The organism is Umezawaea sp. (assembly GCF_057122925.1).
The window spans coordinates 1-24,061 of record NZ_DBNGPQ010000176.1; the positions used below are offsets into that span (position 1 = coordinate 1).

The window sequence follows — 24,061 nt, forward strand, 5'->3', positions numbered from 1 at the left end:
CCCCAGAAGCCCCGGAACGCCGGACGCTGAGGCATTCCGGTCGCTGAGGCATTCCGGCTGCCGAGGAAGCCCGGCTGCCGAGGAAGCCCGGCTGTCGCGGCATCCCGGCTGTCACGGAAGCCAGGCCGGTGCGGGCCCTGGTTGCGCGGCATCCCTGTCACCCGAACACCGGACGACCGCGGAACCCGGCTATCCCGACACCCCGCCACCACGACCACGACAGAACCCCGGCCACCGCGAGACCCTGCCACCGCAAGACCCCGGCCACCGCGGAACCCCGGCCACCGCAGAACCCCGGCCACCGCAGGACCGGGGTCAGCGTGAGACCGGAGCCATCTCGGCACCCGGCCTCGTCGTGGTCGCTGGCGGTCAGCGGCGCGGGCGGATCGGGGTCGCCGGTTCGATGACCGGGCTGCGGATGTGTTCGTAGACGACGCTGGTGCGAACGTCGGCGACCTCGGGTCGCTGGGTGAGGCGGTCGATGACGAAGGCGTAGAGGAACTTGTTGTCGGGTACGGCGACGTGGATGAGGAAGTCCTCGCCGCCCGCCACGACGAACACGCCGACGGTCTCCGGGAGGCGGGCCGCCCATTCGCGGAACGCCTCGATGTTGACCCGCGACGGCGGGCGGACGCGGACCGAGATCAGCGCCTGCACGGGGCGGCCGACCTCCTCCAGGTCGAGGTCGACCAGGAAGCCGCGGATGACACCGCGTTCGCGGAGCGAGCGGACGCGTTCCAGGGAGGTGGACGGGGAGACGCCGGTGGCGGCGGCCAGTTCGCGGTTGGTGCGCCGTGCGTCGTGCTGCAGTTCCCGCAGGAGTGCCTGATCAAGTTCGTCCAAGTCGGCCATGCCGCCCCTTCCGCCGAATTAAGTTCGACGACGATATCGGACTCCGGATTTCGTGCTTAGTATCGCCGCATCAACACGCATACGTGTGGCGAAAGCCCGTGTGAAGGAGTCACATGACCACCGCCGTCGTTCCCGCCCTGGAGCCCCACGAGATCCGCACCGACCTGCCCACCCGCAACGCCAGGCTGAAGTGGGTGATGGTCGTGGACACCGCGCTCGGCGCGGGGCTCATCGCGAACGCCGCCGTGTGCATGGCGGCGGCCGTCGGGCACGCCATCCCGACGCTGCTCGGGCCCGGCACGACGGACGCGTCGGGCACGCACCACCCCGGCCTGCCGTGGACGGGGTGCTCGATCCTGGCCGGGGACTCCGCGACGGTCGGGGAGGTCCGGTCCAGGGCGATGACGAAGGAGGGGCTGCTGGTGGTCGACATGCCCGAGCAGGCGCAGACCAGCCGGGTGTACGACGAGTACCTGGCCGCGGTGGCGGGCACCGAGGCCGCCGACCTGACCTACTACGCGGTGAGCATCGTGGGGCCGCGCAACAAGGTGGACAAGCTCGTCGGCAAGCTGTCGCTGCTGCGCTGACCGACGCCCGGTGCGGCCGGGTGGCCGCTAGTCTGCTGGCCCCCGACTAGTGCGAGGTGCGCGATGACCGATCGTCCCGCCTGGGTGCCGGACTCCATCAACACCGAACTCCCCAGCGCCGCCAGGGTCTACGACTACCTGCTGGGCGGCGGGCACAACTTCGCGGTCGACCGCGTCGTGGGTGAGAAGGTGTTGCGGGTACTGCCGAACGGCGGCCAGATCGCCGGGTCGAACCGGGCGTTCCTGCGGCGGGCGGTCCTGTTCATGATCGAGCAGGGCATCACGCAGTTCCTGGACCTCGGGTCCGGGATCCCGACGGTCGGCAACGTGCACGAGATCGCCCAGCAGGCCGACCCGAGCGCCCGCGTGGTGTACGTGGACTACGACGAGGTCGCCGTGACCCACAGCGAACTGCTGTTGCAGGGCAACGACAACGCGACCGTCGTGGCGGCAGACGCGACCAGGCCGGAGCGCGTGCTGGCCGCGCCCGCGGTGCGGACGATGCTGGACTTCGACCGGCCCATCGGGCTGCTCGTGGTGGCGGTGCTGCACTTCGTGCCGGACGAGAAGGAGCCGCACGAGGTGCTGGCCCAGTACTTCGACGCGCTGCCGCCCGGCAGCCTCGTCGCGCTGTCGCACCTGACCGCCGACGGCAAGCCGGAGGAGATGGCGGAGGTCGTGGCGGCGATGAAGAACAGCCGCGACCCGATGTACTTCCGGTCGCACGCCGAGTTCGCGGGCATGTTCGACGGGCTGGAGGTGCTCGACCCCGGCGTCGTCAGCGCCCCGCGCTGGCGGCCCGAGGTCGACTACGACACCAGCCCCGAGGACGTCTACGCGGGCGTCGGCCGCAAGGTCTGAGGACGAGCGGACCGGCCGTCAGGGCACGAGGACGAGGCGGATCGGGTCGCCGACCCGGTTCGCCAGCATCCGCACCGCCTCCGCCGCGTCCGCGAGCGGGACGTGGCCGCTGATCGACTCGGCGAAATCCAGGCGGTGGTAGGCGGTCAGGTTGACCAGCGCCTCCACGTCCTCCGGCGCGGACCCGTAGTGGCCGAGGAGCCGCTGGCCGCGCACGCTGAACCCGATGCCGTCGGTCAGGGTGAGCGGACCGCCCACCAACCCGACCAGCACCAGCGCGCCGCCGAGCCCGAGCACCTCGGCGGCCTGGTCGCGCACCGCCGGGGCACCCGCGAAGTCGAACGCGTGGTCGAGGCCGCGGCCGTCGGTGGCCGTGCGGACCCGCTGGACGAAGTCCGGCGCGGCGGGGTCGAGGGCCAGGTCCGCGCCGAACACCAGCGCGCGGTCGCGGGCGCTCGGCAGCGGGTCGACCGCGACGATCGGCGCGGCCCCGATGGTGCGCAGCACCTGCACGGCGTGCGCGCCCAGACCTCCCACTCCCCACACGCCCGCGGACTGCGCGGGCCGGACGCCCGCGGTGGAGTTGATCGCCGCGTAGGGGGTGGACACGGCGTCCGGGATGATGGCGGCCTCGTCGAACGGCAGGTGGTCGGGGATCGGCACGAGCGTGTCGTGCCTGGCCAGCGTGTACCGCGCCCACCCGCCGTCGTAGTTCACGCCCCTGGTCAGACCGGTCAGGCACGGGCGGCCTCGGACGCACAGCTCGCAGCGACCGCAGCTCTGCCCTGCCTGGAGGATCACCCGGCGGCCGACCGTGACCGACGGCGGCACGTCCGAGCCGAGGACCGCGACCGTCCCGGACACCTCGTGGCCGAGGGTCAGCTTCGGCCGGTCGTTGTTCCACACCCGGAGCGTGCCGTCGATCAGGTGCAGGTCCGACAGGCACACGCCCGCGGCCGCCACCTCCACCAGCACCTCGTCGGGGCCGGGTTCCGGGATCGGCACCCGCTCGACGGCGAACTCCAGCGTGGCGAGGTTGAGGCGGGCCGCGAGCATCACGGTTCGAGTATGGGGGCGCTCCCGGTGATCCACCCGCCGGTTGGGGCAGCGCTGGGGCCCCTACATCTCCCGCAGCAGCCCCACCAGCTCCCGCGGGATGCCGTGCGTCTCGTGCAGGTACCGGAGGTCCCGCTCGGTCAGCGGGTCGCGGTAGCGCGACAGCAGGGACCGCCCCCGCGTCACCAGCGAGCGGAAGCGGCGCTCCTCCTCGCGCAGCACCTCGAACACCGGGACCGGCTCCTGCCCGAAGTGCGTGAGCGTCGAGCGCACCAGCGGTTCCGGCAGGTCGGACAGGGTGCGGTCGGGATCGTCGCGCCACAGGGCGGTGAGCACGCGCCGCAGCAGCCTGCGCAGCACGTAGCCCCGGCCGGTGTTCGACGGGGTCACGCCGTCGCCGATCACCACGACGCTCGACCGCAGGTGGTCGACGACCAGCCGGGGATCCGCCAGGTCCCACGGCAGGCCGCTCACCCACGGCGTGAGCAGGTCGGTCTCGAACACCGAGCGGGTGCCCTGAAGGACCATCAGCAGCCGCTCCAGCCCCATGCCGGTGTCCACCGTGGAGTCCGACAGGGGCGTGAGCGAGCCGTCGGGGTGCCGCCGGTAGCGCATCATGACGTGGTTCCACACCTCCACCCACCGGTCGTCGGTGGTGGGCGTGCCGGTCGGCGGGCCGTCGCCCGTCCACACGAACACCTCGCTGTCCGGCCCGCACGGCCCGGTCGGCCCGTTGGACCACCAGTTGTCCGACACCGTCAGCTCGACCGGGACGCCGAGCGAGGTCCACGTGCTCAGCGACCCCGTGTCCGGGCCGACCTGGTCGTCACCGCCGAACACGGTGACGTGCACCAGGCCGGGGTCGACGCCGAACCCGTCGCGGAGCAGTTCGAAGCCCCACCTCAGGCTCTGCGGCCCCTCGTAGGAGCGCAGCGACCACGACCCGAGCATCTCGAACACGGTCAGGTGCGTCGGGTCGCCGACCTCGTCCAGGTCGGTGGTCCGCAGGCAGCGCTGGACGTTGACCAGCCGGTCTCCCAGCGGGTGCTCCCGGCCTTCGAGGAACGGGGTCAGCGGGTGCATGCCGGACGTGGTGAACAGGACGGGGTCGCCGGGTGGCGGCAGCAGCGACGTGCCGGTCAGCCCGCGGTGGCCGCGCGAGGTGAAGAAGTCGAGGAACGTGTCGATGACGTGCTGGGTGTCCATGGCGGAGGTCCGATCCCTGGAGTGGTGGGACGACCGGAAAGGGCCACGGCGGAACCGGACGGACCGTTTCCGGTCGCCGGGGGGGTGTCGAGGTCAGGCAGCGGCGGCGACCGACGAGCGGGGAGCTCGCGCGGCCGCGGCGACGTGCTGCGGGTGGACCGACATGCCTCCCACCCTAGGCCGCGGCGCAAGTCGTTTAACCGTCCACTGTGGAGCCGCTGGGCCTTCCGGGTGAAGGCGGCGACGCGGGTCCGCCACCGTTCACGCAGGTCGCGCCGAACAACCGGCGATCGGGACGGGCGGCGGCCCGGCAACGATTCGGCACGGCACCGTTACGCGCACGGCACCGGCCCCGATGTCAGCACCGTGGCGACGAGCACGGCGGGGGACCCCGGACGGGAACAGCACGAGCCGTTCGCGGTCTCCGGGGTGATCGCCGTGCTGTTCCTCGCGAGCGCCTGCGTCTGGGCGTCGGTGCTCGCGCCCGAGGGCGCGGTCGCGGCGGTGACCAGCATCGGCGTCCGGGACCACTGCGCGTCCGGGTGGGTCGTGCCGGACACCGGCGACGCGCCGATCCCGATGGCGGGCAGGCCGTCGGGGTCGGTGCTGGGCAGCGGTGGCGCGGTGACGGTGACCGTGCGCGGCCTGACCGGTGACGAGATCGTGCTGGGGCCGCCGGTCGTCGAGGTGGTCAGCCGCCGCCCGGCGCTGCCGGGGGTGTTCCTGCCCGCGCCGTGCGACGCCGCGCTGCCGCCCGGCTTCCTGACCGCCGACCTGGACCGCCCGACGGTCCTGCTGGCCCCGGACGGGGAGCCCGCCGAGTTCCCGTACCAGGTCACCGGCACGGAACCGGACCAGATCGTGATCCGGCCGGTGTCGACCACCGACGACGTCGAGTGGCGGCTGCGCATCCCGTGGACGTCGGGCGTGGGCACCGGGGAACTCGTGGTGGACGACGACGGGACCCCGTTGCGCACCACCGCGACGAGCGCCGCCCGGCCGTTCTGCGTGGAGCTGCCGGACAGCTCGCGCTGGGTGTCGTGCCGATCCGGGTGACCGGGGGCCGGGCGGTGTGGGACGGTGGATCCGTGTCCGATGTCGAGAAACGCCTCCGGGTCCGCCGGAGCTGCACCAGGTCGCTGTCCGGTCACGGCGAGCCGACGATGCGCGAACGGCTGGCGGGGCTGATCGCCCTGCCGGAGTCCGAGGGCTACCCGGACGTCTACGGCACGGGCGATCCCGTGGCCCTGCTGGAACGCCGGGTCGCCGAGCTGCTGGGCAAGCCCGCCGCGCGGTTCGTGGTCAAGGGCGTCATCGCCCAGCAGGCCGCGCTGCGGACGTGGACGGACACCAGCAGGGTCGCGACCGTGGCTCTGCACCCGTTGAGCCACATCGACTCCGACGAACTGGGCGCCTTCGAGCGGCTGCACCCGCTGCGCGGCGTGCGGCTGGGCGGGAAGCGCGGGTTCGGCGTCGAGGACCTGGACGCCGCGGGTGAGCCGCTCGGCGTGGTCACCGTGGAGCTGCCGCTGCGCAACGCCGGGTTCGCGCTGCCGGAGTGGGACGACCTGGTCGCCCTGTCGCGGTGGTGCCGCGAGCGCGGGGTGCCGCTGCACGTCGACGGCGCACGCCTGTGGGAGTCGGCGGCGCACTACGGCCGCGAGCTGAGCGAGCTGGCCGACCTGGCGGACTCGGTGTACGTGTCGTTCTACAAAGGACTCGGCGGGCTCGCGGGGTGCGCGCTGGTCGGGTCGGAGGACTTCCTGGCGCGGGCCACGCCGTGGCTCACCCGGCACGGGGCCGACGTGTACGCGAACTACCCGAACGCGCTCGCGGCGATCGACGGCCTGAACCGGTACCTGCCGCGGATGTCGGCCTACCGCGACCGGGCGATCACCCTGGCCGCCGCCCTCGCGGGCGTCGCCGGTGTCACCGTCGACGAGCCGCAGACCAACGGGTTCCGCGTGTTCCTGCCCGGTTCGCCCGAGGCGCTGCGCGACGCGCACCTGCGGCTCGCCGAGCGCACCGGCACGTGGCTGTTCCCCGGTGCCGCCGAGACCGACGTGCCGGGGCTGTCCGCGGTGGAGGTCGTGGTCGGCGAGGCGACCTCGGCGGTGACGGACGCCGAGGCGGCGTCGCTGTTCGCCGACCTGCTCGCCTCAGTCGAGGGTGACCGGTAGCGCGGCGAAGCCGTACATGAACGGCGAGACCCGGTGGGCGAGCCGCGAGCGCTCGACACCGAACCCGAGGTTCGGGAAGCGGGCGAACAGCGTGGTCAGACCGATGCGGGCCTCCAGCCTGGCCAGCGCGGCGCCGACGCAGTGGTGCGGGCCGTGGCCGAAGGCGACGTGCGGCGGGTCGGTCCTGGCGGCCGACAGCCGGTCCGGCTCGGCGTACACGTGCGGGTCGCGGTTGGCCGCCCCGACGAGGAACCCGAGCGTGGCGCCCTCCGGGATCGTGACGCCGTGCAGCTCGACCGGCTCGACCGCGAAGCGGAACACCGGCGACAGCAGCACCGGCCCGGAGTGGCGCAGCAACTCCTCGACGACCCGGTCCGTCACGGCCGCGCGCGGCTGGTCGGGGTGGTCGAGGAGCGCGACGACCGCGTTGGCGAGGAAGTTCGCCGTCGTGTCGTAGGCCGCGCCCAGCAGGTTCGCCGCGACGGCGGCCACCTCGTCGTCGTCGAGTCGGTCCTCACCGTCGGACGCCCGCAGCAGCAACGACAGCAGGTCGTCGCCCTGCCTGCCGCGCTTGACCTCCATCTGGCCGCGCACGTAGTCGAGCGTCGCGAGCAGCGCCGCGTTGGCGGCCTCGCGGTCCGGGCTGGTCGCCGCGTCGGACCAGCCGCGCAGCATCGCGTGGTCCGACTGGGGCGCGCCGAGCACCGTGCCGATCGTGGTGATCGCGAGCGGGTAGGCGAACGAGTGCAGCAGGTCCGGCTCGTCCTCCTCCGTCATCGCGTCCACCAGCTCGGCGGCGGTGCGGGAGACGACCGACTCCCACCCGGCGACCACCCTCGGCGTGAGCGTCCCGCCGACGACCCGGCGCTGGCGCGTGTGGTCCGGCGGGTCGAGCACGAACGCCCGCTCCCAGCCCGTGCCGACGCCCATCGCGAGCCCCGACGCCAGGAACCGCTCGCTCGCCGACCGGGTGTCGGCGCTGAGCCGCGGGTCCGTGGACAGGGCGCGGACGTCGTCGTGGCGGGTCAGCAGCCACAGGTCCAGGTCGGCGAACGGCAGGGCCACCTCGGTGACGGGGTCGTTCTCCCGCAGCCACGCGAGCGTGGGGAACGGGTCGGCGTAGTACTCCACCGAGAAGATGTCGGGCAGGAGGCTCGGCTTCGCGACGCTCGTCATGGCACTTCCTCCACCGTTGTCGATCACGCGGTCTGGCGACGGTCGCGAGGATAGGACGCGGCGAGCACGAGCAGTACCGCCATCACGAGCGCGCCGCGGACGTTCGTCCGCGGCGGCTCCGGCACGACGTCAGTCCACCAGCACCTCCACCGTGCCCCGGCCGCCGTCCACCCGGACCCGGTCGCCGGTGCGGAGCCGGGTCGTCGCGTTGCCCGTGCCCACCACGGCCGGGATGCCCAGTTCGCGCGCCACGATCGCCGCGTGCGACAGCGGTGCGCCGATGTCGGTGACCACGGCGGCGGCCCGCGGGAACAGCGGTGTCCAGCCGACGTTGGTCACGGTCGTCACCAGCACCTCGCCGGTCCGCAGCGCCGCCCCGTCCGCGACGGCCGCCACCACGCGGACCATGCCCTCCACGACGCCCGCCGCGCCGGGGAAGCCGGTGACCGCGTCGCCGAGCGGGGCGATGTCGCGCGTCTCGTCGAACACGTCCGCGCGGCGGTCCGCGCCCGCGGCCCAGCGGAACGGGTCGAAGCGACCGCGCACGAGCGTCGGGTACGGCGGCAGGGCGGCGTAGCGGCGGTGGGTCTCGCGGCGGGCCGCGACCCGCTCGACCGGCGCGCGGTCACCGTCCAGGACGGTCAGCAGCTCGTCCGCCGCCAGGAAGAACACGTCGTCGCCGAGACCGGTCACCTCCCCCGCGCGCAGGAAGAACACCCGCAGCACCCAGAAGGCCCTGATCACCTCCGACCGGCCGTCCTCCCGCCCCCGCGCCGCGCGCCCGGCACGGGCCATGCGCTTCTCCAGCGTGGCGACCTTGCCGGGGTGCCGCGCGCGGAACCGGTCGAGCGCGGCGGACCGGGCCTCCCGCTGCCGCGCCAGGAGGGTCCGCACGTCGGTCACCGCGGCCCGCACGCCCTCGACCTCGCGGTCGAGCCACTCCGGGTCCTCGACCGGGCGCGGCACGGAGATCTCGAACTCGTCCGGGCATCGGTGGCCCCAGTCGCGGGTGAACTCCTCGCGGCTCATCTCCCCGCGCGCGACCTGGTCGAGCCCGACGACCGGCCCGAGGCTGGCCAGCGGACCGGTGCCGGTGTGCAGGCCGCTGAGCAGCGCGTTGGCGTCGCCCTCGTCGACCAGCTTGAGCAGCCACGGCCGGATCCGCACCAGCCCGGCCCCGTCGAGCCGCGCCCCCGCGCCGAGCATCCGGCTGGTGTCGCGCAGCAGCGGGTCGACCTCCGCGCGCCACAGCGAGGCCAGGTCGGCGGCCGTCGTCGTCCGGCCGATCCGCGCCCGCAGGTCGTCGCACCGGCGGCGGGCCCGCTCGACGAGCGCGGGCAGCTCCTTCCGGTACGGGCGGATCCGCCGCAGGAACGCCAGCGCGCCCGGCACCGCCGCGCGCAGGATGCTCCACCGCGTCATCGGCAGCGGCGGAACCTCCACATCGGACGGAAGGCGACCGAAGGCCTGCTCGGTGGCCCGGCGCGCCAGGTCCTCGATGCCCAGCGCCGCGCTCACGCCGAGGGCGACGCTGAGGTTGAGGTAGAACCGACCGCCGATGTTGCCCGCCATGCGGTGCGGTCCGAGGCGCGGCACGGACATCGTCTCGGACATGAACACGTCGACCAGCGACCAGGTCGCGGGGGTCATCACGCTCGGGATCGCCTCGCCGAGGTTGGCGCACGTCCACAGGTAGTCGCCGTCGAGGCTGTCGTTCCACTCCTCGTGCGCGGCCACGGTGATCGGCCGGGCCTGCACCACGAACACCTCACCGTCGTGCACGGCCCACTCGACGTCCACCGGCCGCCCGTACAGCTCCTCGATCCGGCGGCCGAGCCCGGCAAGCTCCAGCGCGGTCTCGTCGGAGAGCACCCGGTCGCCGTGCCGCTCGGTGATGCCGCAGGCGCCCAGCACGACCACCTCCGGGTCGGCGTCGCCGGAGACCAGGGCCTCGCCGAGCCCGCGCACGGCGTTCACGACCAGCCGGTCGCGCGCACCGGTCACCGGGTCGGCGGTGAACAGGACCCCCGCGGACGTGGCGGGCACCATCCGCTGCACCACGACCGCGATGGCCACGTCGGCGGGCTCGACGCCGTGGCGGGCGCGGTAGTCGACCGCGCGCTCCGTCCACAGCGACGCCCAGCAGCGCTTCACCGCGGCCAGCACCGCATCGGTACCGGTGACGTCGAGGAACGTGTCCTGCTGCCCCGCGAACGACGCGTCGGGCAGGTCCTCGGCCGTCGCGGACGAGCGGACCGCCACGGGCCCCTCCCCCAGGTCCGCGTAGGCGCGGGTGATGGCGGCCGCCACCTCGGCGGGCGGTTCGTGCCCGGCGAACAGGTCGACGACCTCCCGGTGCGACGCGCCCGCGATCCCGGCGGCCAGGCCGTGGTGCGCGACGAACGCGCGGTAGGCGGCCGTCGTGACGTGGAAGCCCGGCGGCACCGGGAGGCCCGCGGTGGTGAGCTTCGCCAGCGATTCGCCCTTGCCCCCCGCGGTGAGCAGGTCGGCGGCCGGGTCGGCCAGCGGCAGGACCGTCGCGGTCACGAGTCCGCGCCTTCCGGTACGAGGCCCATGACCTCGGCCAGTTCCCGTCGCGCGGAGACGAACGTGGCCTCGACGTGGTCGGCGATCGCCCGGTCGAGCGCGGCCGGGTCGTCGCCGCCGGTCAGGCGGAGGGTGTCCGCGACCATGTCGGCGATCAGGTCGGCCTGCTCGTCGGGGGACAGCCGCATCGGCTCGGGCAGCAGCGCCGCGGTCGTGAGCACCCCGAGGTAGGCGGCGTTGACCAGGGTGACCTGCCCGAGTTCGCCGCGCGTCGCGTCGACCGCGCCGTGAGCCCGCAGGATGGCCAGGAAGTCGCTGAACGAGGGGCGCCACGGGGCGCGCTCCCGCACCCGTTCCGACAGCCTCCCCACCACGGCGAGGTCGTTGAGCAGCACCGCGCGCAGCAGCGGCCTGCCCATCAGCGCCTCCGCGAAGTGCCGGAACAGCGCCCGCGGCCCCGGCCGGTCCACCAGGCGGTCGCGCACCGCGCCGACCATCAGCAGCCGCTCCCGGCGCAGCACGGCGGTGAACAGCTCGTCCCTGGTCTTCCAGTGCAGGTAGACCGTCCCCTTCGCGATGCCCGCGGTACGCGCGACGTCCTCGACGGTGGTCTTGTCGTAGCCCCACCGCTCGATCAGCCCGCTCGCCGCCGCCAGCACCGCCTCGGCCCGCGCCCGACGCCCCTCGACGTCGTCCGTCCGCACTCTCCTGCTCGTCACAGCGACCATCGTGCACCCAATTGACCAGATGTACAAGTTCAGTCAACAGGTCAACCGCAGTGTCGAACCTGGACCAATCACCCGCCCGGTCATGGCCTACGTACGCGTCGCGGAAATGGTTCAACGCTGAGGATCACCATTTCTCCGCAGCGAGGGCGACGGTTTTCCGAGACTGCCGAGCAACGATTCCCACAACCCCGGAAAAACAGCGCCCTGCCAGGGAAATCGCCTTCACCGACGCTACGGCCGACCAGGGCGAATCGGACATTCACGGACCGCGCAACCCCTGTCACCAGCGCGAATCGATCGGTCTACCCGGACGGCGCTCGCCTGGAATCCTGTCTCAACAGGAGCAATTCCGTCCGAACACCCCTAGATTGTCGGCGATCGGTTTCCACACCCTTGGAGAACTGCTGATGATTTCCGCACGCCGTTCCAGCACCAGGTTGACGGCCGCCGCCGTGGCGGTCGCGGGCGGTCTGGTGGCACTGGCCCCGGCCGTCGCGCAGGCCGCTCCCGCCGTGGCCGCACCGGCCGTGCCCTCGGAGCTCTCGGTCCCCGCCGGGAACCACGTGAGCTCCCGCTACGACGCCGTCGGCTACCAGGTGTACGAGTGCAGCGCCGCGGGCACGTGGACGCTGCACGCCCCGAAGGCCAGGCTCTCCACCAGGGGCGACATCGGGGTCCACTTCGGAGGGGTCGACGCGACCCTCCCGGCGGGCCCGTACTGGCAGTCGCTCCGCGACGGCAGCCGCGTCCACGGCGGCGGCGCGGTCAGCTCGCCCGCGCGCGACGGGGCGATCCCCCTGCTGCGCCTGACCGGGCTCGACAGCACCGGCACCGGCGCGTTCGCCGACGTCACCTACATCCACCGGCTCAACACCGTCGGCGGCCTCGCGCCCAGCGGCACGTGCGACCCGGCCGACAAGTCGTTCAAGAACGTCTACTACAGCGCGACGTACTACTTCTACAAGAAGGGCTGACGGCGGACCGGAGCCGCGCCGGGTCGAGGATCAGACCTGGCGCGGCTTCGGGGCGTCTCCGGGCGGGCGGGGCGAGCCGGGGCGCACGGCCATGCGCCTGCGCACCTCGGCGATGGCCGCGGCGAGCTGGTCGAGCTCGTACCAGTCGAACACGCCGGTCCCCGGAGGCGGCATCGCGATCATGGCCTTGCCGGAGTCGGGGTCGATGCCCACCCGAGCCTCCGCTGTTCTCCCCGACACGGTCCGGCAGTGGATGGGCACGCGTCTCCTCGGGTCGGCGGGGTGGCGAACGGCACCGCGGCGGCACCGCCCACCAACTTGCGCGATCCGGAGCGGCTACGTCAATTCCCCGATCAGGTCTGCGGCGGCAGTTCCGGGCCGGTGGTCCCGAGCTGCTCGGTCGCGACCACCCCCGGCACCGGCCAGGTGACGCCCGCCGGTGGCCACCGCGGCACGTTCCCCCGTTCGGGAGAAGAGATCAATTCGTCCTCGACGGGTACCAACCACGTCACCGGGAGGTCCGAGGGTGCCGTCTCAACAGGCCGGAGCACCATTACCGGGACTTGACGCGACATGTGATTGCTCACATCATCGCCCCACGGGTTGACACGGGGGCAGGGCACGTGGGTCTTTCGGGCAGAGTTCGTCCGCCGCCGTGGGGTTCTGTGCTCAACTCGATCCGCACCAGACCGAGGAGGCAGCCGATGTCACCACGTCCACCGCGCCGCGACGCACCTCCCGACACCGACGCGGGCCGTGCGCTGACCTGGTACCGGAACCAGATGGGCTGGGACGTCCGGCTGGTCGACGGCGTCCCCGCCCTGTCCCTGACGCACGGGATGACCGGATTCCTGTTCCCCCGCACGTGGTTCCCGCTCGCCGCGTCACTGATGTCCACAATGGACGTGCAGGGTCCGGTGATCGGCTACCTCGACGAGGTGGAGCCCAGGGCCGCCGCGCTGGCCGACACCAACGACTGCGTGTTCAGCCAGGCGCAGATGCCGGAGGGCGTCACGCTGCTGCGCACGCCCGGAACGGTGCCGCTGCCGCCGAAGGCCGGGTCGAACTGGCTGCTCGAACCCCACAACGAGCGCCGCTGGCTGCCGTCGGCCACCGCGGTGCTGGCGGTGCTCCAGGCCGTCTCCGAGTCGTCGGCGGGCCCGCCACCGCGCGCCCGCCGCACACTGCCCTACCGGCAGCTCCAGGGGGTCCGGCGCTAGGCGAACGCCTGGGTGCCGAGCACCCGGAGCAGGTCGAGCCGCTCCGCGCTGCCCGTGCCGGGCTGCGGGCGCAGGGACACCAGCCGCAACCCCGTGTCCGGGCTGACGATCACGTCGCACTGCATCTGGAGCACGCCCGCCCTCGGGTGCACGTAGGTCTTCCGGCTCGACCGCATCGGCCTGACCTCGTGCAGCCCCCAGACGGCCGCGAACCCGGGGCTGACCTCCAGCAGGTCGGCGACCAGCGCGGCGGCCACCGGGTCCTTCCCCCGCCGCACCACCGACGCGCGCAGGTCCGCCACGTACCCCCGGCCGAGCTGCTCGTGCTCCGCGGGCAGGTAGACGGCCCGGCTCGCCGGGTCGGTGAACCAGCGCCACACCGTGTTGTCCTCGCGGCCCGCCGTGCCCGCAGACGGCCCGAACAGCGCCGCCCCCAACGGGTTGCGCGCGAGCACCGTCGTGAGGTCGTCGCACACCAGCGCGGGCACGGTCGTCAGCGCGTCGAGCACGTGCATGAGCCCAGGGTCGACGTACCCGCTCGGCGCGTGCGCCACCGGCGGCGGGTAGCCCGCCAGCACGTACAGGTGGTCGCGCTCGTCGGTCGACAGCCGCAGCGCGCGGGCCAGGCAGGCGACCAGCGGCTGCGACGGGTGCGGGCCGCGCGCCTGCTCCAGCCGCTCGTAGTAGTCGGTCGACATGTTCGCGAGCAGCGCCACCTCCTCGCGCCGCAGCCCCGGTGTCCGCCGCCGCGCGCCCGGCACCAGGCCCACGTCGGCGGGTCGGAGCGCCTCGCGGCGCACGCGCAGGAACGAAGCCAGCTCGGAGCGGTCCACACCCCGATTGTCACAGGGTTCCGCAAGCCGATCCCCGGACTGCTGATCCCCCGATGAGGGGATCAGCCCGCGATGGCGACCTCGGCCTCGATCTCCACGGGGATGCCGAACGGCAGTTCCGCGACGCCGACGGCCGACCGCGCGTGGCTGCCCGCGTAGGGCCCCCAGAGCTGGAGGACGAGGTCGGAGAAGCCGTTCACGACGGCGGGCGCGGTGTCGAAGCCGGGGGACGCGGCGACCATCCCGAACACCCGCAGCCACGCCGTGACGCGGTCCAGGTCGCCGAGTTCCCGTTGCAGGCTCGACAGCACCGCCAGCGCGGTCAGCTTGGCCGAGACGTAGCCCTGCTCGGGGGTGACGTCGACGTCGATCTTGCCGAACGGGCCCGCGAGCGTCCCGTCGGGGTTCAGGGGGCCGTGGCCGGAGACGTACGCCCTGTTCCCGTGCACCCTGACCCACGGGAACGGCAGGAAGACGCCGGGTGGCAGCCGGAGTTGCTCGGGCAGCAGGAGACCGAGTTCCGCGAGCTTGTACTCGATGCGCACCGACCGAGGCTAACCCCCGCGCCCGCGGTCCTCCAGGTAGCGCGTGCGGTCCGCCTGCCCGCGCCCGAGGACGGGTGGGTCCTCGAACGGCCCGTCGGAGCTGCTCCGCGTGCGGCCCTGCTCCAGGGACGGCTTCCCGACGGCGGGCAGCACCCCCGCCCCGGCCCCCGGCGACGAGAACGGCGCGCACGTCCTGGCCGCCGCGCCGGATCACCGCAGCCACCCAGTGCGGGTCGTCCACCGCCCGGATCATCCGTCAGCGGGACGCGCTCCGGCGGCTCCCGGTCGCGACCCGTGACCTGAACGGTCGACGCACGGGAGGTGCCCACCGCGGACCGGACCACTCGGCCCGGAGGTCCAGCGACCGCACGCCAGCCGGATCGTTGACCGGGTGAACGAACCCCTAGTTCGCCAGCAGCTCCCGCATCGCCCGGCGCGCGGAGGTGGACCGCGACTTCACCGTCCCGATGGGCAGGTCCAGCGTGTCGGCCGCCTCGGCCATGCTGCTGCCGCGCAGGTAGACCTCCTCCAGCACCTCCCGGTGCTCGGGCCGCAGCCGGACGAGCGCCTCGCGGACCGTCACACCGTCCACGACGGACTTGGCGTGGTCGCCCGGCGCCCGCGCCTCGGACGCCCCGTCCCGTGTGATCGACACCTCGTGGGGACGCACCTTCCTGCGCCGCGACAGGTCGATCACGATGTTCGTGGCGGTCGTCAGGAGCCAGCCCCTGACCGACCCGCGCCCGTTGGAGAGCGCTTCGCTGTGCTGCCACGCGCGCACGAGCGTCTCCTGGGTCACGTCCTCGGCCGCGCCCCTGTCCCTGGTCAAACTGGTGGTGTGGGCCAAGATCGCGCCCACGTGCTCGGAGTAGAGCTGGCGTACCAGCGCATCGGCCCCGGTGCGTCGCGACGTCACGGTCCTCCCCTGTCCAGACCGCCGGCGGTCGGACGGCACGCCGTCCCGCAACGGTCTTCCTCACCCCTGGAAACACGTGGTGCTCGCTGTTGAGACGCGGCGCGCGACGTGATTTCCGGCGAATGCGTATCCGGGGCGCGCCGGGCCGCTCCTGTGTCGGAGAAGGCCAACCACTGCCCGCACACCGTAGTTCGCCCGACTTGACGACCAATGACTAAAGTGTGACCACGTGCCCCCCTCGGGGGAGGCACCTACCGCGGCGGAGCGAAGTTGTTCCCAGAAAGCACTCGAAGCAACCTGCGACTGGCCGTGCTCGGTCCCCTTCGCGCGTGGCTCGACGGTGTCGAGGTGGAACTGGGGCCACCTCAGCAGCGCTCGGTCCTCGCACTGCTCCTCGCCCACGGCGGGCAGCCCGTGAGCGTGGCGTCGCTCGTCGACGCCCTATGGGGCGAGGAGCACCCCGGCAGCGCCGTCAACCTGCTGCACCGCTACGTCGGTTCCCTGCGCCGCGCGCTGGAACCGGAACTGGGCCACCGCGAGACGGGGCGGTGGCTGATCAGGGGCGCGGGCGGCTACCGCTTCACCACCGACGCCGCCACGCTGGACCTGCTGCGCTTCCGCGACCTCATGGCGCGGGCGCGCGCCGAGCGCGACGCGGGCGACGAGCGCCAGGCCGTCCACACGTTCGCCGAGGCCCTCGCGCTGTGGGACGGACCGGTGGCGGCGAACACGCCCGCGCCGGTCCGCTCGCACGCCGTCTTCACCGCGCTGGAACGCGAGCACGTCGCCGCGGTCAACGAGGCCACCGACCTCGCGCTGCGGTGCGGCCTGCCGAAACCGGTGCTCGTACCGTTGCAGCGGGTGACGTCGCAGCACCCGTTCGACGAACCGTCGCACTCCCGGCTGATCCTCGCCCTCGCCGCGGCCGGCTACCGGGCCGACGCGCTGGAGGTCCACACCACCATCCGCGCCCGGCTGGCCGAGGAGCTCGGCATCGACCCCGGCCCCGAGCTGCGCGCCGCCCACGAGGCCGTGCTGCGCGAGGACGTGGAGCCGCCGCGGCCGGAGGTCCAGCACGAGGTCGCCCCGCTCGCCGACGCCCCCGTTCCCGCGCCGTCGGTGATGCCCGCCCAGCTCCCGCGCGACCTCACGGTCTTCGCGGGCCGCAAGGACGAGCTGGAACACCTGCTGGCCGAGCACGACGACCCGCACGGCGCCACCGCCGTGACGCTCATCCGCGGCATGGCGGGCGTCGGCAAGACCACCCTCGCGGTCCGCTACGTGCACCGCATCGCCCACCTCTACCCGGACGGCCAGCTCTACCTCAACCTGCGCGGCTTCGACCAGACCGGCGACGCCGTGCAGCCGGAGGACGCGGTGCGCCGCTTCCTGGACGAGCTGGGCGTCCCGTCGGCCCGCGTCCCGGTCGGCTTCGACGCCCAGGTGAGCCTCTACCGCAGCGTCCTGGCCGAACGCCGGGTCCTGGTGGTGCTGGACAACGCCCGCGACGCGGAGCAGGTCCGCCCGCTGCTGCCCGGCGCCCCCGGCTGCCACGTCGTCGTCACGAGCCGCAACCAGCTGCTGTCGCTGGTGGCGGTGGAGGGCGCCCGCCCGCTGCTGCTGACCCCGCTGTCGAAGGCGGAGTCGCGGGAGTTCCTCGCCCGCAGGCTGGGCAGCCGCTCGGTGGGCTCGGACCCGGCGGCCGTCTCGGAGATCATCGAACTCTGCGCGGGCCTCCCGCTGGCGCTCGCGATGGTCGCCGCCCGCGCCGCCCTCCAACCGCTGCACCCGCTCAGCGCCGTGGCGGCGGCCCTGCGCGAGACCAGCGACAGCCTCGACAGCTTCTCCGACGCCGACTCGATCATCGACGCCCGTGCGGCGTTCACCTGGTCCTACCAGGCGCTGAGCCCGGCCGCGGCGGACGTGTTCCGCCTGCTGTCCCTGCACCCCTGCCCCGAGATCCCCACCAGGGCGGCGGCCAGCCTCATGGGCCTGCCGGTGGCGAAGGCCGTGCCGCTGCTGGACGAACTGGAACGCGGCCACCTCGTCACCCAGCACGCCCCGCGCCGCTACACCATGCACGACCTCGTGCGCGTCTACGCGACGGAGCTGTCCACCGCGACGGACCCGGCGGAGGACCGCAGGGCGGCCCGCGTCCGCGTCCTGGACCACTACCTGCACAGCGCGTTCACCGCGGCGGCGCTGATCGACCCGCACCGCCCCCGCATCGCCCTGCGACCGATGAGCGAGGGCTCGGTGGTGGAGGTCATCGACGACCGCACGGCCGCCCAGGCGTGGACCACGGCGGCCTCCTCGACGTTGTTCGCGGCCATCGAGATGGCGGCCGAACACCACCTCGACGACCACACCTGGCGCCTCGGCTGGACGTTCGACCCGTACCTGGACCGCAACGGCCACTGGCACCAGAAGGTCGTCGCGCAGGAGGCGGCGCTCGCGGCGACCGAGCGGACCGGCGAGGCGCAGGGCAGCGCGTACGTCCACCGCAGCCTCGGCTTCGCCCACAAGCACCTCGGCAACCTGGTGCGCGCGGCGAGCCACTTCCGCTCGGCGCTGGAGCTGTACGTGGAACTCGGCGACCTCAGGGGCGAGGGCCGCACCCACCAGAACATCGCGGACCTGTGCACCCGGCAGAACATGTACCAGCAGGCGCTGGAGCACGAGGTCCGGTCGCACGAGATCGCCAGGATCCTCGGCGACCAGCTGATGGAGGCCGACTGCCTCAACAACGTCGGCTGCGCGCACAGCGACCTCGGCGACCACGAGCAGGCGATCGTCCTGTGCGAACTGGCGCTGCTGCGGTCGCGGGAACTCGGCAACCGCCCGCTGGAGGCGGCGTCGCAGGACAGCCTCGGCAGGATCCACCACCGGGCGGGGCGGTACCCGACGGCGGTCGAGTGCTACAAGCACGCGCTGGAGACGCACCGGGACCTCCAGGACGTGTACAACGAGGCGGTGACGCTGCGGAACCTCTCGGCGTCGCACCTGGCCATGGGCGACGCGAGGTCCGCGGAGGACTGCGCGAGGCTGGCGGCGACGGTGCTGGGGCAGCCGCTCCCGTTCCCGCTGCCCGCGGCGAGCGCGAGCTAGCTCCTCCGACCACGGGGATCGCGCCTCCGACCACCGGCGCGATCCCCCGGCCGACGCCTCAGCCCGCGAGCAGGCGGTCCAGCTTGGTGAAGGAGCTCTCCCAGCCCAGGCGGGCCATGCTCTCCATCTCCTCCGTGTACGGTCCCTGCCGCAGCACGACCCGCGTGTTCCCGCCCTCGTCGTGGAACTCCACCCGCAGCGAGAACCGGTCGACGGGCGGCTGGTTCCCCGCGCCGTTCCAGGCCTCCGCGCCCACGAGCAGCGAGTTGGGCACCACCTCCAGGAACGTCGCGTCCACCGGGGAGGTGAAGGACGGGTCCTCGTCGCTCACCATCGTGAACCGCTGGTGCCCGCCGACCCGCACGTCGAGGTCGACGGACTCGCGCGGCACGCTGAACCCGACCGGCCCGAACCACTGCGCCAGCTGGTCGGGGTCGGTGAAGGCCCGGTAGACCAGCTCGCGGGGAGCGTCGAACACTCGGGTCATCACCAGTTCGGTGTTGGGCGCCTCGGTCATGTCTGGGTCCTCTCGGTGTCCGTTCGGGCTTGGATGCGACGCAGGTGGGCGTCGAGTCGGTCGAAGTTGGCGTCCCAGAACCGGCGGTACCGCTCCATCCAGTCCGTCGCCTCCCGCAGCGGTCCCGCCTCCAGCCTGCTCGACCGCCACTGGGCCGTGCGGCTGCGGGAGATGAGCCCCGCGCCCTCCAGCACCTTCAGGTGCCGGGAGATCGCCGGGAGGCTGATGTCGAACGGTTCGGCCAGCTCCGAGACGGTCGCGTCCCCGTCCGCGAGCCGGGCGAGGATCGCCCGGCGCGTGGGGTCCGCCAACGCCGCGAAGATGGTGCTGAGCCGATCACTGCTCGCCATGTTTAACCTACTCGTTAATTAACCGACTTGTTAAACATAGCCGGGACCGCGCCGATGTCAAGCCCACCGGGAACTGTCGTACCCCGCTCCTAGACTCGGGCTCCCCGCCACCACAAGGAGTTCCGTGCCCACCGCAGACGAACTGCTCGACGCCGCCGCCGTCACCGGCCTCGCCCGGACCCTCTCCGTGCCCGCTCCGGCCGTCACGGCCGCCGCGGGGAGGTTGGGCGGGCTCGGTCTGCGCGAGCGCACCGACCTCGTGCACGACGCGCTGCTGGCCGACCTGCCCCCGGCGTTCCCGCGGTTCGAGGCCGTGGTGCGCGAGGCCCTGCGCGATCCGGGGTTCACCGGCTGGATGATCTGGCCGGTGACGGAGGCGGTCACCAGCCGCGCGCTGGCGGACGGCGGCACCGAGGCCTTCGACCGGGCCCTCGCGCTGCTGGCGGAGCTCACGCCGAGGCTGACGGCCGAGTTCGGCATCCGGCGCCTGCTGGACGCCGACCTCGGGCGCGCCCTGCCGATCGTGCTGACCTGGACCGACCACGCCGACGAGCACGTGCGCAGGCTCGCCAGCGAGGGCACGCGGCCCCTGCTGCCGTGGGCGAAGCGGGTGCGGGCGATCGTCGAGGACCCGGCGGCGGCCGTGCCGGTGCTGGACGCGCTGCACCGCGACCCGTCGGAGTACGTCCGGCGCTCGGTGGCCAACCACCTCAACGACATCAGCCGCCGCGACCCCGCGCTCGCCGCGGCCACGGCGGCGCGCTGGTTGGAGGGCGAGCCCGCTCCGGAGACGCTGCGGCTCGTCCGGCACGGCCTGCGCACGCTGGTCAAGCAGGGCCACCCGCGGGCGCTGGCGCTGCTCGGGTTCCCGCCCGTCCCCGGTCTGCTGGTGGAGGGTCCGCTGCTCGACACGACGGCCGTGGAGGTCGGCGGCGCGCTGGGCTTCTCCTTCGCCGTGGAGAACACCGGGCCCGCGCCCGCGCGGCTGGCGATCGACTACGTGGTCCACCACCGGAAGGCCAACGGGTCGACCACGCCCAAGGTGTTCAAGCTGACGACCAGGACGCTTGCCGCCGGTGAGCGGCTGACGGTCGCCCGCACGCACTCGTTCAAGGTCATCACCACCCGCGTCTACCACCCCGGCGAGCACGCCATCGCCCTCCAGGTGAACGGCGAGGCGTTCGGGAGGTCGACCTTCACGCTCCTGCCGTAGCGGACGCCCGGTCACGACCACCGCACCGCCCCGGATTTGTCCCCAGGCAGTGGATCTTGTATCTATCGTCCATGAGAACGCGCTCCACCGTGACCGAAGTCGTGTTCTTGCTCCCGCAAGCGTTGTCCCTGCTCGACCTGGCGGGCCCGGTCGCGGTCTACCGGGCCGCCGTCGCCCGCGGCCTGCCCTACCGCTTGTCCTTTGTGGCCGATGGGCCGGACCTGGTCACCGCGGAGGGCCTGGGCCTGCGGGCCGGGGCGACGTGGCCCGACCTCTCCCCCGCCGACCTGGTGTTCGTGCCGGGCGGCGGCTCCGTCTCGGCGGCGAGCCTCGCCGTGCTGCGCCGCCACCACGCGACCGGCGGCACGGTCGTCGCCGTGGGCACGGGCGCCGACTCGCTCGGCCGCGCGGGCCTGCTCGACGGCAGGCGCGCCACCACCCACCACGGCCACGGGCGCGTGCTCGCCGACGCCACCCCGGCCGCGACCGTGGTGGACGACGTCCTGCACGTCGTGGACGGCAGGATCGCGACCTCGGCGGGCGGCGCGAGCGGCCTCGACGTGGCGCTGCACCTGCTCGCAGCGAGCAGGGGTCCCGGTGTCGCCGCGCGCGTCGCCAGGGACCTGCTGGTGTACCCGAGGGGCGCGGGCGACGAGCCGCCCCCCGGCGTGCCGCTGCGGCACCGCGCGCACGTGGACGACCTGACGCACCGCTTGCAGGACCTGATCGAGGACCGGTTCACCGAACGGCTGCGGCTCGTCGACATGTCCCGCGAACTGGGCTTCAGCGAACGCACGCTGACCCGGCACTTCCGCAGGGCGACCGGCCTGACCCCGTTGCGCTACCAGCAGTTGCTGCGGGTGGAGCGGGCCGAGCAGCTCATCGGCCGGGGCGCGACCGTGGACGCGGCGGCACGGGCGGTGGGCCTCACCGACGCCCGCGCGCTCCGCGCCCTGCGCGCCTAGCGGCACGGCGGTTCAGGTGGCCGGTCGAGCGACCACCACCCCCCTGCTGGCAGCCGATGCCGGGGAGCGCCCCTGACCGGTGGCGAGCGGTCGCCACCGGCCGGGGCGGACGCCTCACCGCCGGCGGTCGTCCCGCGCGCGCTCGGTGTCGTCCACGACGTCGACGCGCTCCTTGCGCACCTCGCCGGCCACGGTGCGCTGCTCGGTCACGGTCTCCTTGCCGAGGCCGACGCGCTCGACCGCGACCGTCTCCTTGTCCACCACCGGGCGCTCCTCGTGCAGCACGACCTCGCTCTCCTCGGCGCGGAAGGCCTTGTCGCGCGTGCCCGCGTCGGCGGACGTGACGGGCTCGCGCACGACCCGGACCTCCTCGTGGGAGACGGGCACGGTGACGTTCTGCTGCTCGGTGACGGTGTGCTTGACGAGCCGGACGCGACCGGTCTCGACCTGCTCCGTGCCGACCTTCAGGTGCTCCTCGGAGCGGACCATGCTCTGCTCGTCCCGGCGCCCCGCGGACCGGTCCCGCCCGGCCGCCGACGCGCGGTCGCCGTCGAGCCGGTCGTGGTCGCCGCTGGCGGGCGTGGGCATCCCGTAGTACTCGTACAGGTTGGCCTGCTCGGCGTCGGAGAGCCTGCCGCCCGAGGCGTCGACCTCCGGGGCGTCCTTGACCTTCTGCTTCTCCACCGGCACGGTGATGTGCTTGTCCGACACCTTGGCGCCCTGGATCGGGACGAAGCTCTCCCGCATCCCGAAGATTCCGGTGTGGACGGAGGCCCAGACCGGCTCGCCGCTCTGCTCGTCCAACCAGACCTGCTTGACGGAACCGATCCGGTCACCGCGCGCGTCGATGACGTCGCACTCGTACAGGCGCTCCACCGATTTCTGGTCGATCATCGGACAACCTCTCTCCCGAATGGACTCTTCGTCTCGCCAGCTCTGGCTACCCAGGCCGGCGGAGTCGACTCGGGATCGACCCCAAGGCCACCCGGACGTGAACAAGATCGCCGGTCGGCCGACTGTCCGTAGTCGGCCACCCCCCTGTTCGAGGGCCACGCCCAGGGGATCGGACCGGGCTTCGGTCACAGCACTGGGCCGCGAGCGCGCCGGAGGGGATGATTCGGGGCATGTACGGCATCGGCTCGGAGCCGCGTCCCCAGTCGCGGAGGAGCACCAGGGTCCTGCGGGTCCTCGCGCTGTGCGCGGTGCTCGGGTGGATCCTGTTCATCGCGCTGCGGATCCACTCCGAGCCGCCCCCCGGCTCGGCGTCGCCCGCGGAGCTGGCGCGCGCGTACGGGTCCGCGCTGAACTCCGGCGACGCGGACGGGGTGGTGCCGCTGCTGGGCGGGCCGGTCACGGGTGACGAGGAGGTCGCGGACTACCTGGTCGGGCAGCCGCACGAGGGCAGGTGGCACGTGGCGGCGGTGGAGCTGGACGGTGCGACGTTCCTCGCCGTCAACGACGACCGGGGGCCGGTCGTGCACCTGCCCACCACGAACGACGACGGCCACTGGCAGGTCAACCCGCTGGTGTCGCCGCGTTGACCAGGGGTTACTCCGCCTTCTTGGTCCTGCCGAGGCGCGTGGCGGCGAACGCGCCCGCTCCCGCCAGCACAACGGCACCGATGATCCACACCGACACCGGGACGCCGCCGCCGTCGCCCTCCTCGGAGGCGGTCGACGCCGCGGGCGCGCTGGACGTGGCCGGGGGCGGGGTGGTGGGCGCGGTGGTGGTGGTGGGCGCGGCGGAGGTGGTGCTGGGCGTGGCCGCGGCGGCCAGCGTGAAGCGGAGGTCGGCGCCGACCTCGTCGCCGTCGTCGGACACCACGCGGTAGCCCAGGACGTACTCGCCCGCGGGACCGGTGGGCTCGACCACCGCGGTGACCACGGCCCCCGCCGCGTTCACCTGGGCCACGTTCCACGTGACCCCGTCCGGCCCGGTCACGGTGATCGGGGTGGCGGCCAGGCCGACCGGTTCGCTGAAGGTCAGCACGACCTGCGTCGGCGCGGTGGGCAGCGACGCGCCCGCGGCCGGATCGCTGCTGATCAGCTCGGCGTGCGCGAACGCGGGCGCGGCGGTGCCCACCAGCGCCAGGCCGGTCAGCAGGAGCGCGGCGCCTAGGCGTCGGAGGTTCATCGGCGGGCCTTTCGTGGTCCGGAGGCAGGGCATCCCCCCGGTAGTCGTACCAGGTGGCCGCTCGGTTCCCGAAGACCCGTTCGCGACGACGGCG

25 protein-coding genes are annotated in these 24,061 nt (G+C 73.4%); 10 read left to right on the top strand and 15 right to left on the bottom strand.

Annotation, left to right across the window (positions count from 1 at the left end; genetic code table 11):
• Positions 1-369: 369 nt before the first annotated feature.
• Positions 370-852 carry an Lrp/AsnC family transcriptional regulator gene (locus AC156L_RS38895; protein WP_330873684.1) on the bottom strand — a complete coding sequence of 161 codons (483 nt, stop codon included), beginning with the start codon at positions 850-852 and terminating at the stop codon, positions 370-372.
• A gap of 113 nt (positions 853-965) precedes the next feature.
• Here AC156L_RS38895 and AC156L_RS38900 point away from each other — a divergent pair, with 113 nt between their 5' ends.
• Together AC156L_RS38900 and AC156L_RS38905 are read left to right on the top strand one after the other, a co-directional pair.
• Positions 966-1,439 carry a DUF2000 domain-containing protein gene (locus AC156L_RS38900; protein ID WP_330873685.1) on the top strand — a complete coding sequence of 158 codons (474 nt, stop codon included), beginning with the start codon at positions 966-968 and terminating at the stop codon, positions 1,437-1,439.
• 63 nt (positions 1,440-1,502) lie between these two features.
• Complete coding sequence (locus AC156L_RS38905) at positions 1,503-2,300, top strand: SAM-dependent methyltransferase (protein WP_330873686.1); 798 nt, start codon at positions 1,503-1,505, stop codon at positions 2,298-2,300.
• 18 nt (positions 2,301-2,318) lie between these two features.
• On the opposite strand, the gene AC156L_RS38910 is transcribed toward AC156L_RS38905, so the two are convergent.
• Together AC156L_RS38910 and AC156L_RS38915 are read right to left on the bottom strand one after the other, a co-directional pair.
• On the bottom strand, positions 2,319-3,356 hold the full coding sequence (locus AC156L_RS38910) for a zinc-binding dehydrogenase (protein WP_330873799.1): 1,038 nt from the start codon (positions 3,354-3,356) through the stop codon (positions 2,319-2,321).
• A gap of 63 nt (positions 3,357-3,419) precedes the next feature.
• Entirely contained in the window at positions 3,420-4,562 is a 1,143-nt protein-coding gene (locus AC156L_RS38915; protein WP_330873687.1) for an alanine--tRNA ligase-related protein, read from the bottom strand.
• A gap of 366 nt (positions 4,563-4,928) precedes the next feature.
• Between AC156L_RS38915 and AC156L_RS38920 the strand changes: the two genes are divergently transcribed.
• Together AC156L_RS38920 and AC156L_RS38925 are read left to right on the top strand one after the other, a co-directional pair.
• Positions 4,929-5,618 carry a hypothetical protein gene (locus AC156L_RS38920; RefSeq protein ID WP_330873688.1) on the top strand — a complete coding sequence of 230 codons (690 nt, stop codon included), beginning with the start codon at positions 4,929-4,931 and terminating at the stop codon, positions 5,616-5,618.
• Between the two features lie 32 nt (positions 5,619-5,650).
• Positions 5,651-6,742 (top strand): threonine aldolase family protein, encoded by a 1,092-nt coding sequence (locus tag AC156L_RS38925; RefSeq protein WP_330873689.1) that lies wholly within the window; start codon positions 5,651-5,653, stop codon positions 6,740-6,742.
• On the opposite strand, the gene AC156L_RS38930 is transcribed toward AC156L_RS38925, so the two are convergent.
• From AC156L_RS38930 to AC156L_RS38940, 3 genes are all read right to left on the bottom strand, one after another.
• Positions 6,722-7,918, bottom strand: a complete 1,197-nt coding sequence (locus tag AC156L_RS38930; RefSeq protein WP_330873690.1) for a cytochrome P450 — start codon at positions 7,916-7,918, stop codon at positions 6,722-6,724. The genes AC156L_RS38925 and AC156L_RS38930 overlap by 21 nt on opposite strands.
• 129 nt (positions 7,919-8,047) lie before the next feature.
• Positions 8,048-10,465, bottom strand: a complete 2,418-nt coding sequence (locus AC156L_RS38935; protein WP_330873691.1) for a PEP/pyruvate-binding domain-containing protein — start codon at positions 10,463-10,465, stop codon at positions 8,048-8,050.
• Complete coding sequence (locus tag AC156L_RS38940) at positions 10,462-11,184, bottom strand: TetR/AcrR family transcriptional regulator (protein ID WP_330873692.1); 723 nt, start codon at positions 11,182-11,184, stop codon at positions 10,462-10,464. Before AC156L_RS38940 ends, AC156L_RS38935 begins: the two co-directional genes overlap by 4 nt.
• A 416-nt stretch (positions 11,185-11,600) precedes the next feature.
• Between AC156L_RS38940 and AC156L_RS38945 the strand changes: the two genes are divergently transcribed.
• Positions 11,601-12,167 (top strand): DUF3455 domain-containing protein, encoded by a 567-nt coding sequence (locus AC156L_RS38945; protein WP_330873693.1) that lies wholly within the window; start codon positions 11,601-11,603, stop codon positions 12,165-12,167.
• Between the two features lie 30 nt (positions 12,168-12,197).
• On the opposite strand, the gene AC156L_RS38950 is transcribed toward AC156L_RS38945, so the two are convergent.
• Positions 12,198-12,428 carry a hypothetical protein gene (locus AC156L_RS38950; RefSeq protein ID WP_330873694.1) on the bottom strand — a complete coding sequence of 77 codons (231 nt, stop codon included), beginning with the start codon at positions 12,426-12,428 and terminating at the stop codon, positions 12,198-12,200.
• 92 nt (positions 12,429-12,520) lie between these two features.
• Positions 12,521-12,649, bottom strand: a complete 129-nt coding sequence (locus AC156L_RS38955) for a hypothetical protein (protein ID WP_330873695.1) — start codon at positions 12,647-12,649, stop codon at positions 12,521-12,523.
• A 222-nt stretch (positions 12,650-12,871) separates the two neighbouring features.
• On the opposite strand from AC156L_RS38955, the gene AC156L_RS38960 reads away from it, so the two are divergent.
• A complete protein-coding gene (locus tag AC156L_RS38960; RefSeq protein ID WP_330873696.1) occupies positions 12,872-13,387 on the top strand; it encodes a hypothetical protein in 516 nt (171 codons plus the stop codon).
• On the opposite strand, the gene AC156L_RS38965 is transcribed toward AC156L_RS38960, so the two are convergent.
• From AC156L_RS38965 to AC156L_RS38975, 3 genes are all read right to left on the bottom strand, one after another.
• Positions 13,384-14,220: a helix-turn-helix transcriptional regulator gene (locus AC156L_RS38965; protein WP_330873697.1), complete on the bottom strand. Its 837-nt coding sequence runs from the start codon at positions 14,218-14,220 to the stop codon at positions 13,384-13,386. The genes AC156L_RS38960 and AC156L_RS38965 overlap by 4 nt on opposite strands.
• Positions 14,221-14,282: 62 nt before the next feature.
• Positions 14,283-14,765 (bottom strand): RidA family protein, encoded by a 483-nt coding sequence (locus AC156L_RS38970; RefSeq protein ID WP_330873698.1) that lies wholly within the window; start codon positions 14,763-14,765, stop codon positions 14,283-14,285.
• Between the two features lie 403 nt (positions 14,766-15,168).
• Positions 15,169-15,681: a sigma-70 family RNA polymerase sigma factor gene (locus tag AC156L_RS38975; RefSeq protein ID WP_330873699.1), complete on the bottom strand. Its 513-nt coding sequence runs from the start codon at positions 15,679-15,681 to the stop codon at positions 15,169-15,171.
• Between the two features lie 309 nt (positions 15,682-15,990).
• Between AC156L_RS38975 and AC156L_RS38980 the strand changes: the two genes are divergently transcribed.
• Positions 15,991-18,789, top strand: coding sequence for an AfsR/SARP family transcriptional regulator (locus AC156L_RS38980; protein WP_330873700.1), 2,799 nt, complete (start codon positions 15,991-15,993; stop codon positions 18,787-18,789).
• 58 nt (positions 18,790-18,847) lie between these two features.
• On the opposite strand, the gene AC156L_RS38985 is transcribed toward AC156L_RS38980, so the two are convergent.
• Both AC156L_RS38985 and AC156L_RS38990 read right to left on the bottom strand, forming a co-directional pair.
• Positions 18,848-19,306, bottom strand: a complete 459-nt coding sequence (locus AC156L_RS38985; protein WP_330873701.1) for an SRPBCC family protein — start codon at positions 19,304-19,306, stop codon at positions 18,848-18,850.
• Positions 19,303-19,656, bottom strand: a complete 354-nt coding sequence (locus tag AC156L_RS38990; protein WP_330873702.1) for an ArsR/SmtB family transcription factor — start codon at positions 19,654-19,656, stop codon at positions 19,303-19,305. The genes AC156L_RS38985 and AC156L_RS38990 overlap by 4 nt, the downstream gene beginning before the upstream one ends.
• 124 nt (positions 19,657-19,780) lie before the next feature.
• Here AC156L_RS38990 and AC156L_RS38995 point away from each other — a divergent pair, with 124 nt between their 5' ends.
• Positions 19,781-20,869, top strand: a complete 1,089-nt coding sequence (locus AC156L_RS38995; protein WP_330873703.1) for a DNA alkylation repair protein — start codon at positions 19,781-19,783, stop codon at positions 20,867-20,869.
• 101 nt (positions 20,870-20,970) lie between these two features.
• On the top strand, positions 20,971-21,834 hold the full coding sequence (locus AC156L_RS39000) for a GlxA family transcriptional regulator (protein WP_330873704.1): 864 nt from the start codon (positions 20,971-20,973) through the stop codon (positions 21,832-21,834).
• Between the two features lie 114 nt (positions 21,835-21,948).
• Here the strand turns inward: AC156L_RS39000 and AC156L_RS39005 are convergent, their stop codons facing one another.
• Positions 21,949-22,728, bottom strand: coding sequence for a PRC and DUF2382 domain-containing protein (locus tag AC156L_RS39005; protein WP_330873705.1), 780 nt, complete (start codon positions 22,726-22,728; stop codon positions 21,949-21,951).
• Between the two features lie 230 nt (positions 22,729-22,958).
• Between AC156L_RS39005 and AC156L_RS39010 the strand changes: the two genes are divergently transcribed.
• The gene (locus AC156L_RS39010; RefSeq protein ID WP_330873706.1) at positions 22,959-23,375 is read left to right on the top strand and encodes a hypothetical protein; all 417 of its coding nucleotides are present in this window, start codon (positions 22,959-22,961) and stop codon (positions 23,373-23,375) included.
• 7 nt (positions 23,376-23,382) lie between these two features.
• Here the strand turns inward: AC156L_RS39010 and AC156L_RS39015 are convergent, their stop codons facing one another.
• Positions 23,383-23,967, bottom strand: a complete 585-nt coding sequence (locus AC156L_RS39015) for a copper resistance CopC family protein (RefSeq protein ID WP_330873707.1) — start codon at positions 23,965-23,967, stop codon at positions 23,383-23,385.
• Positions 23,968-24,061 lie beyond the last annotated feature (94 nt).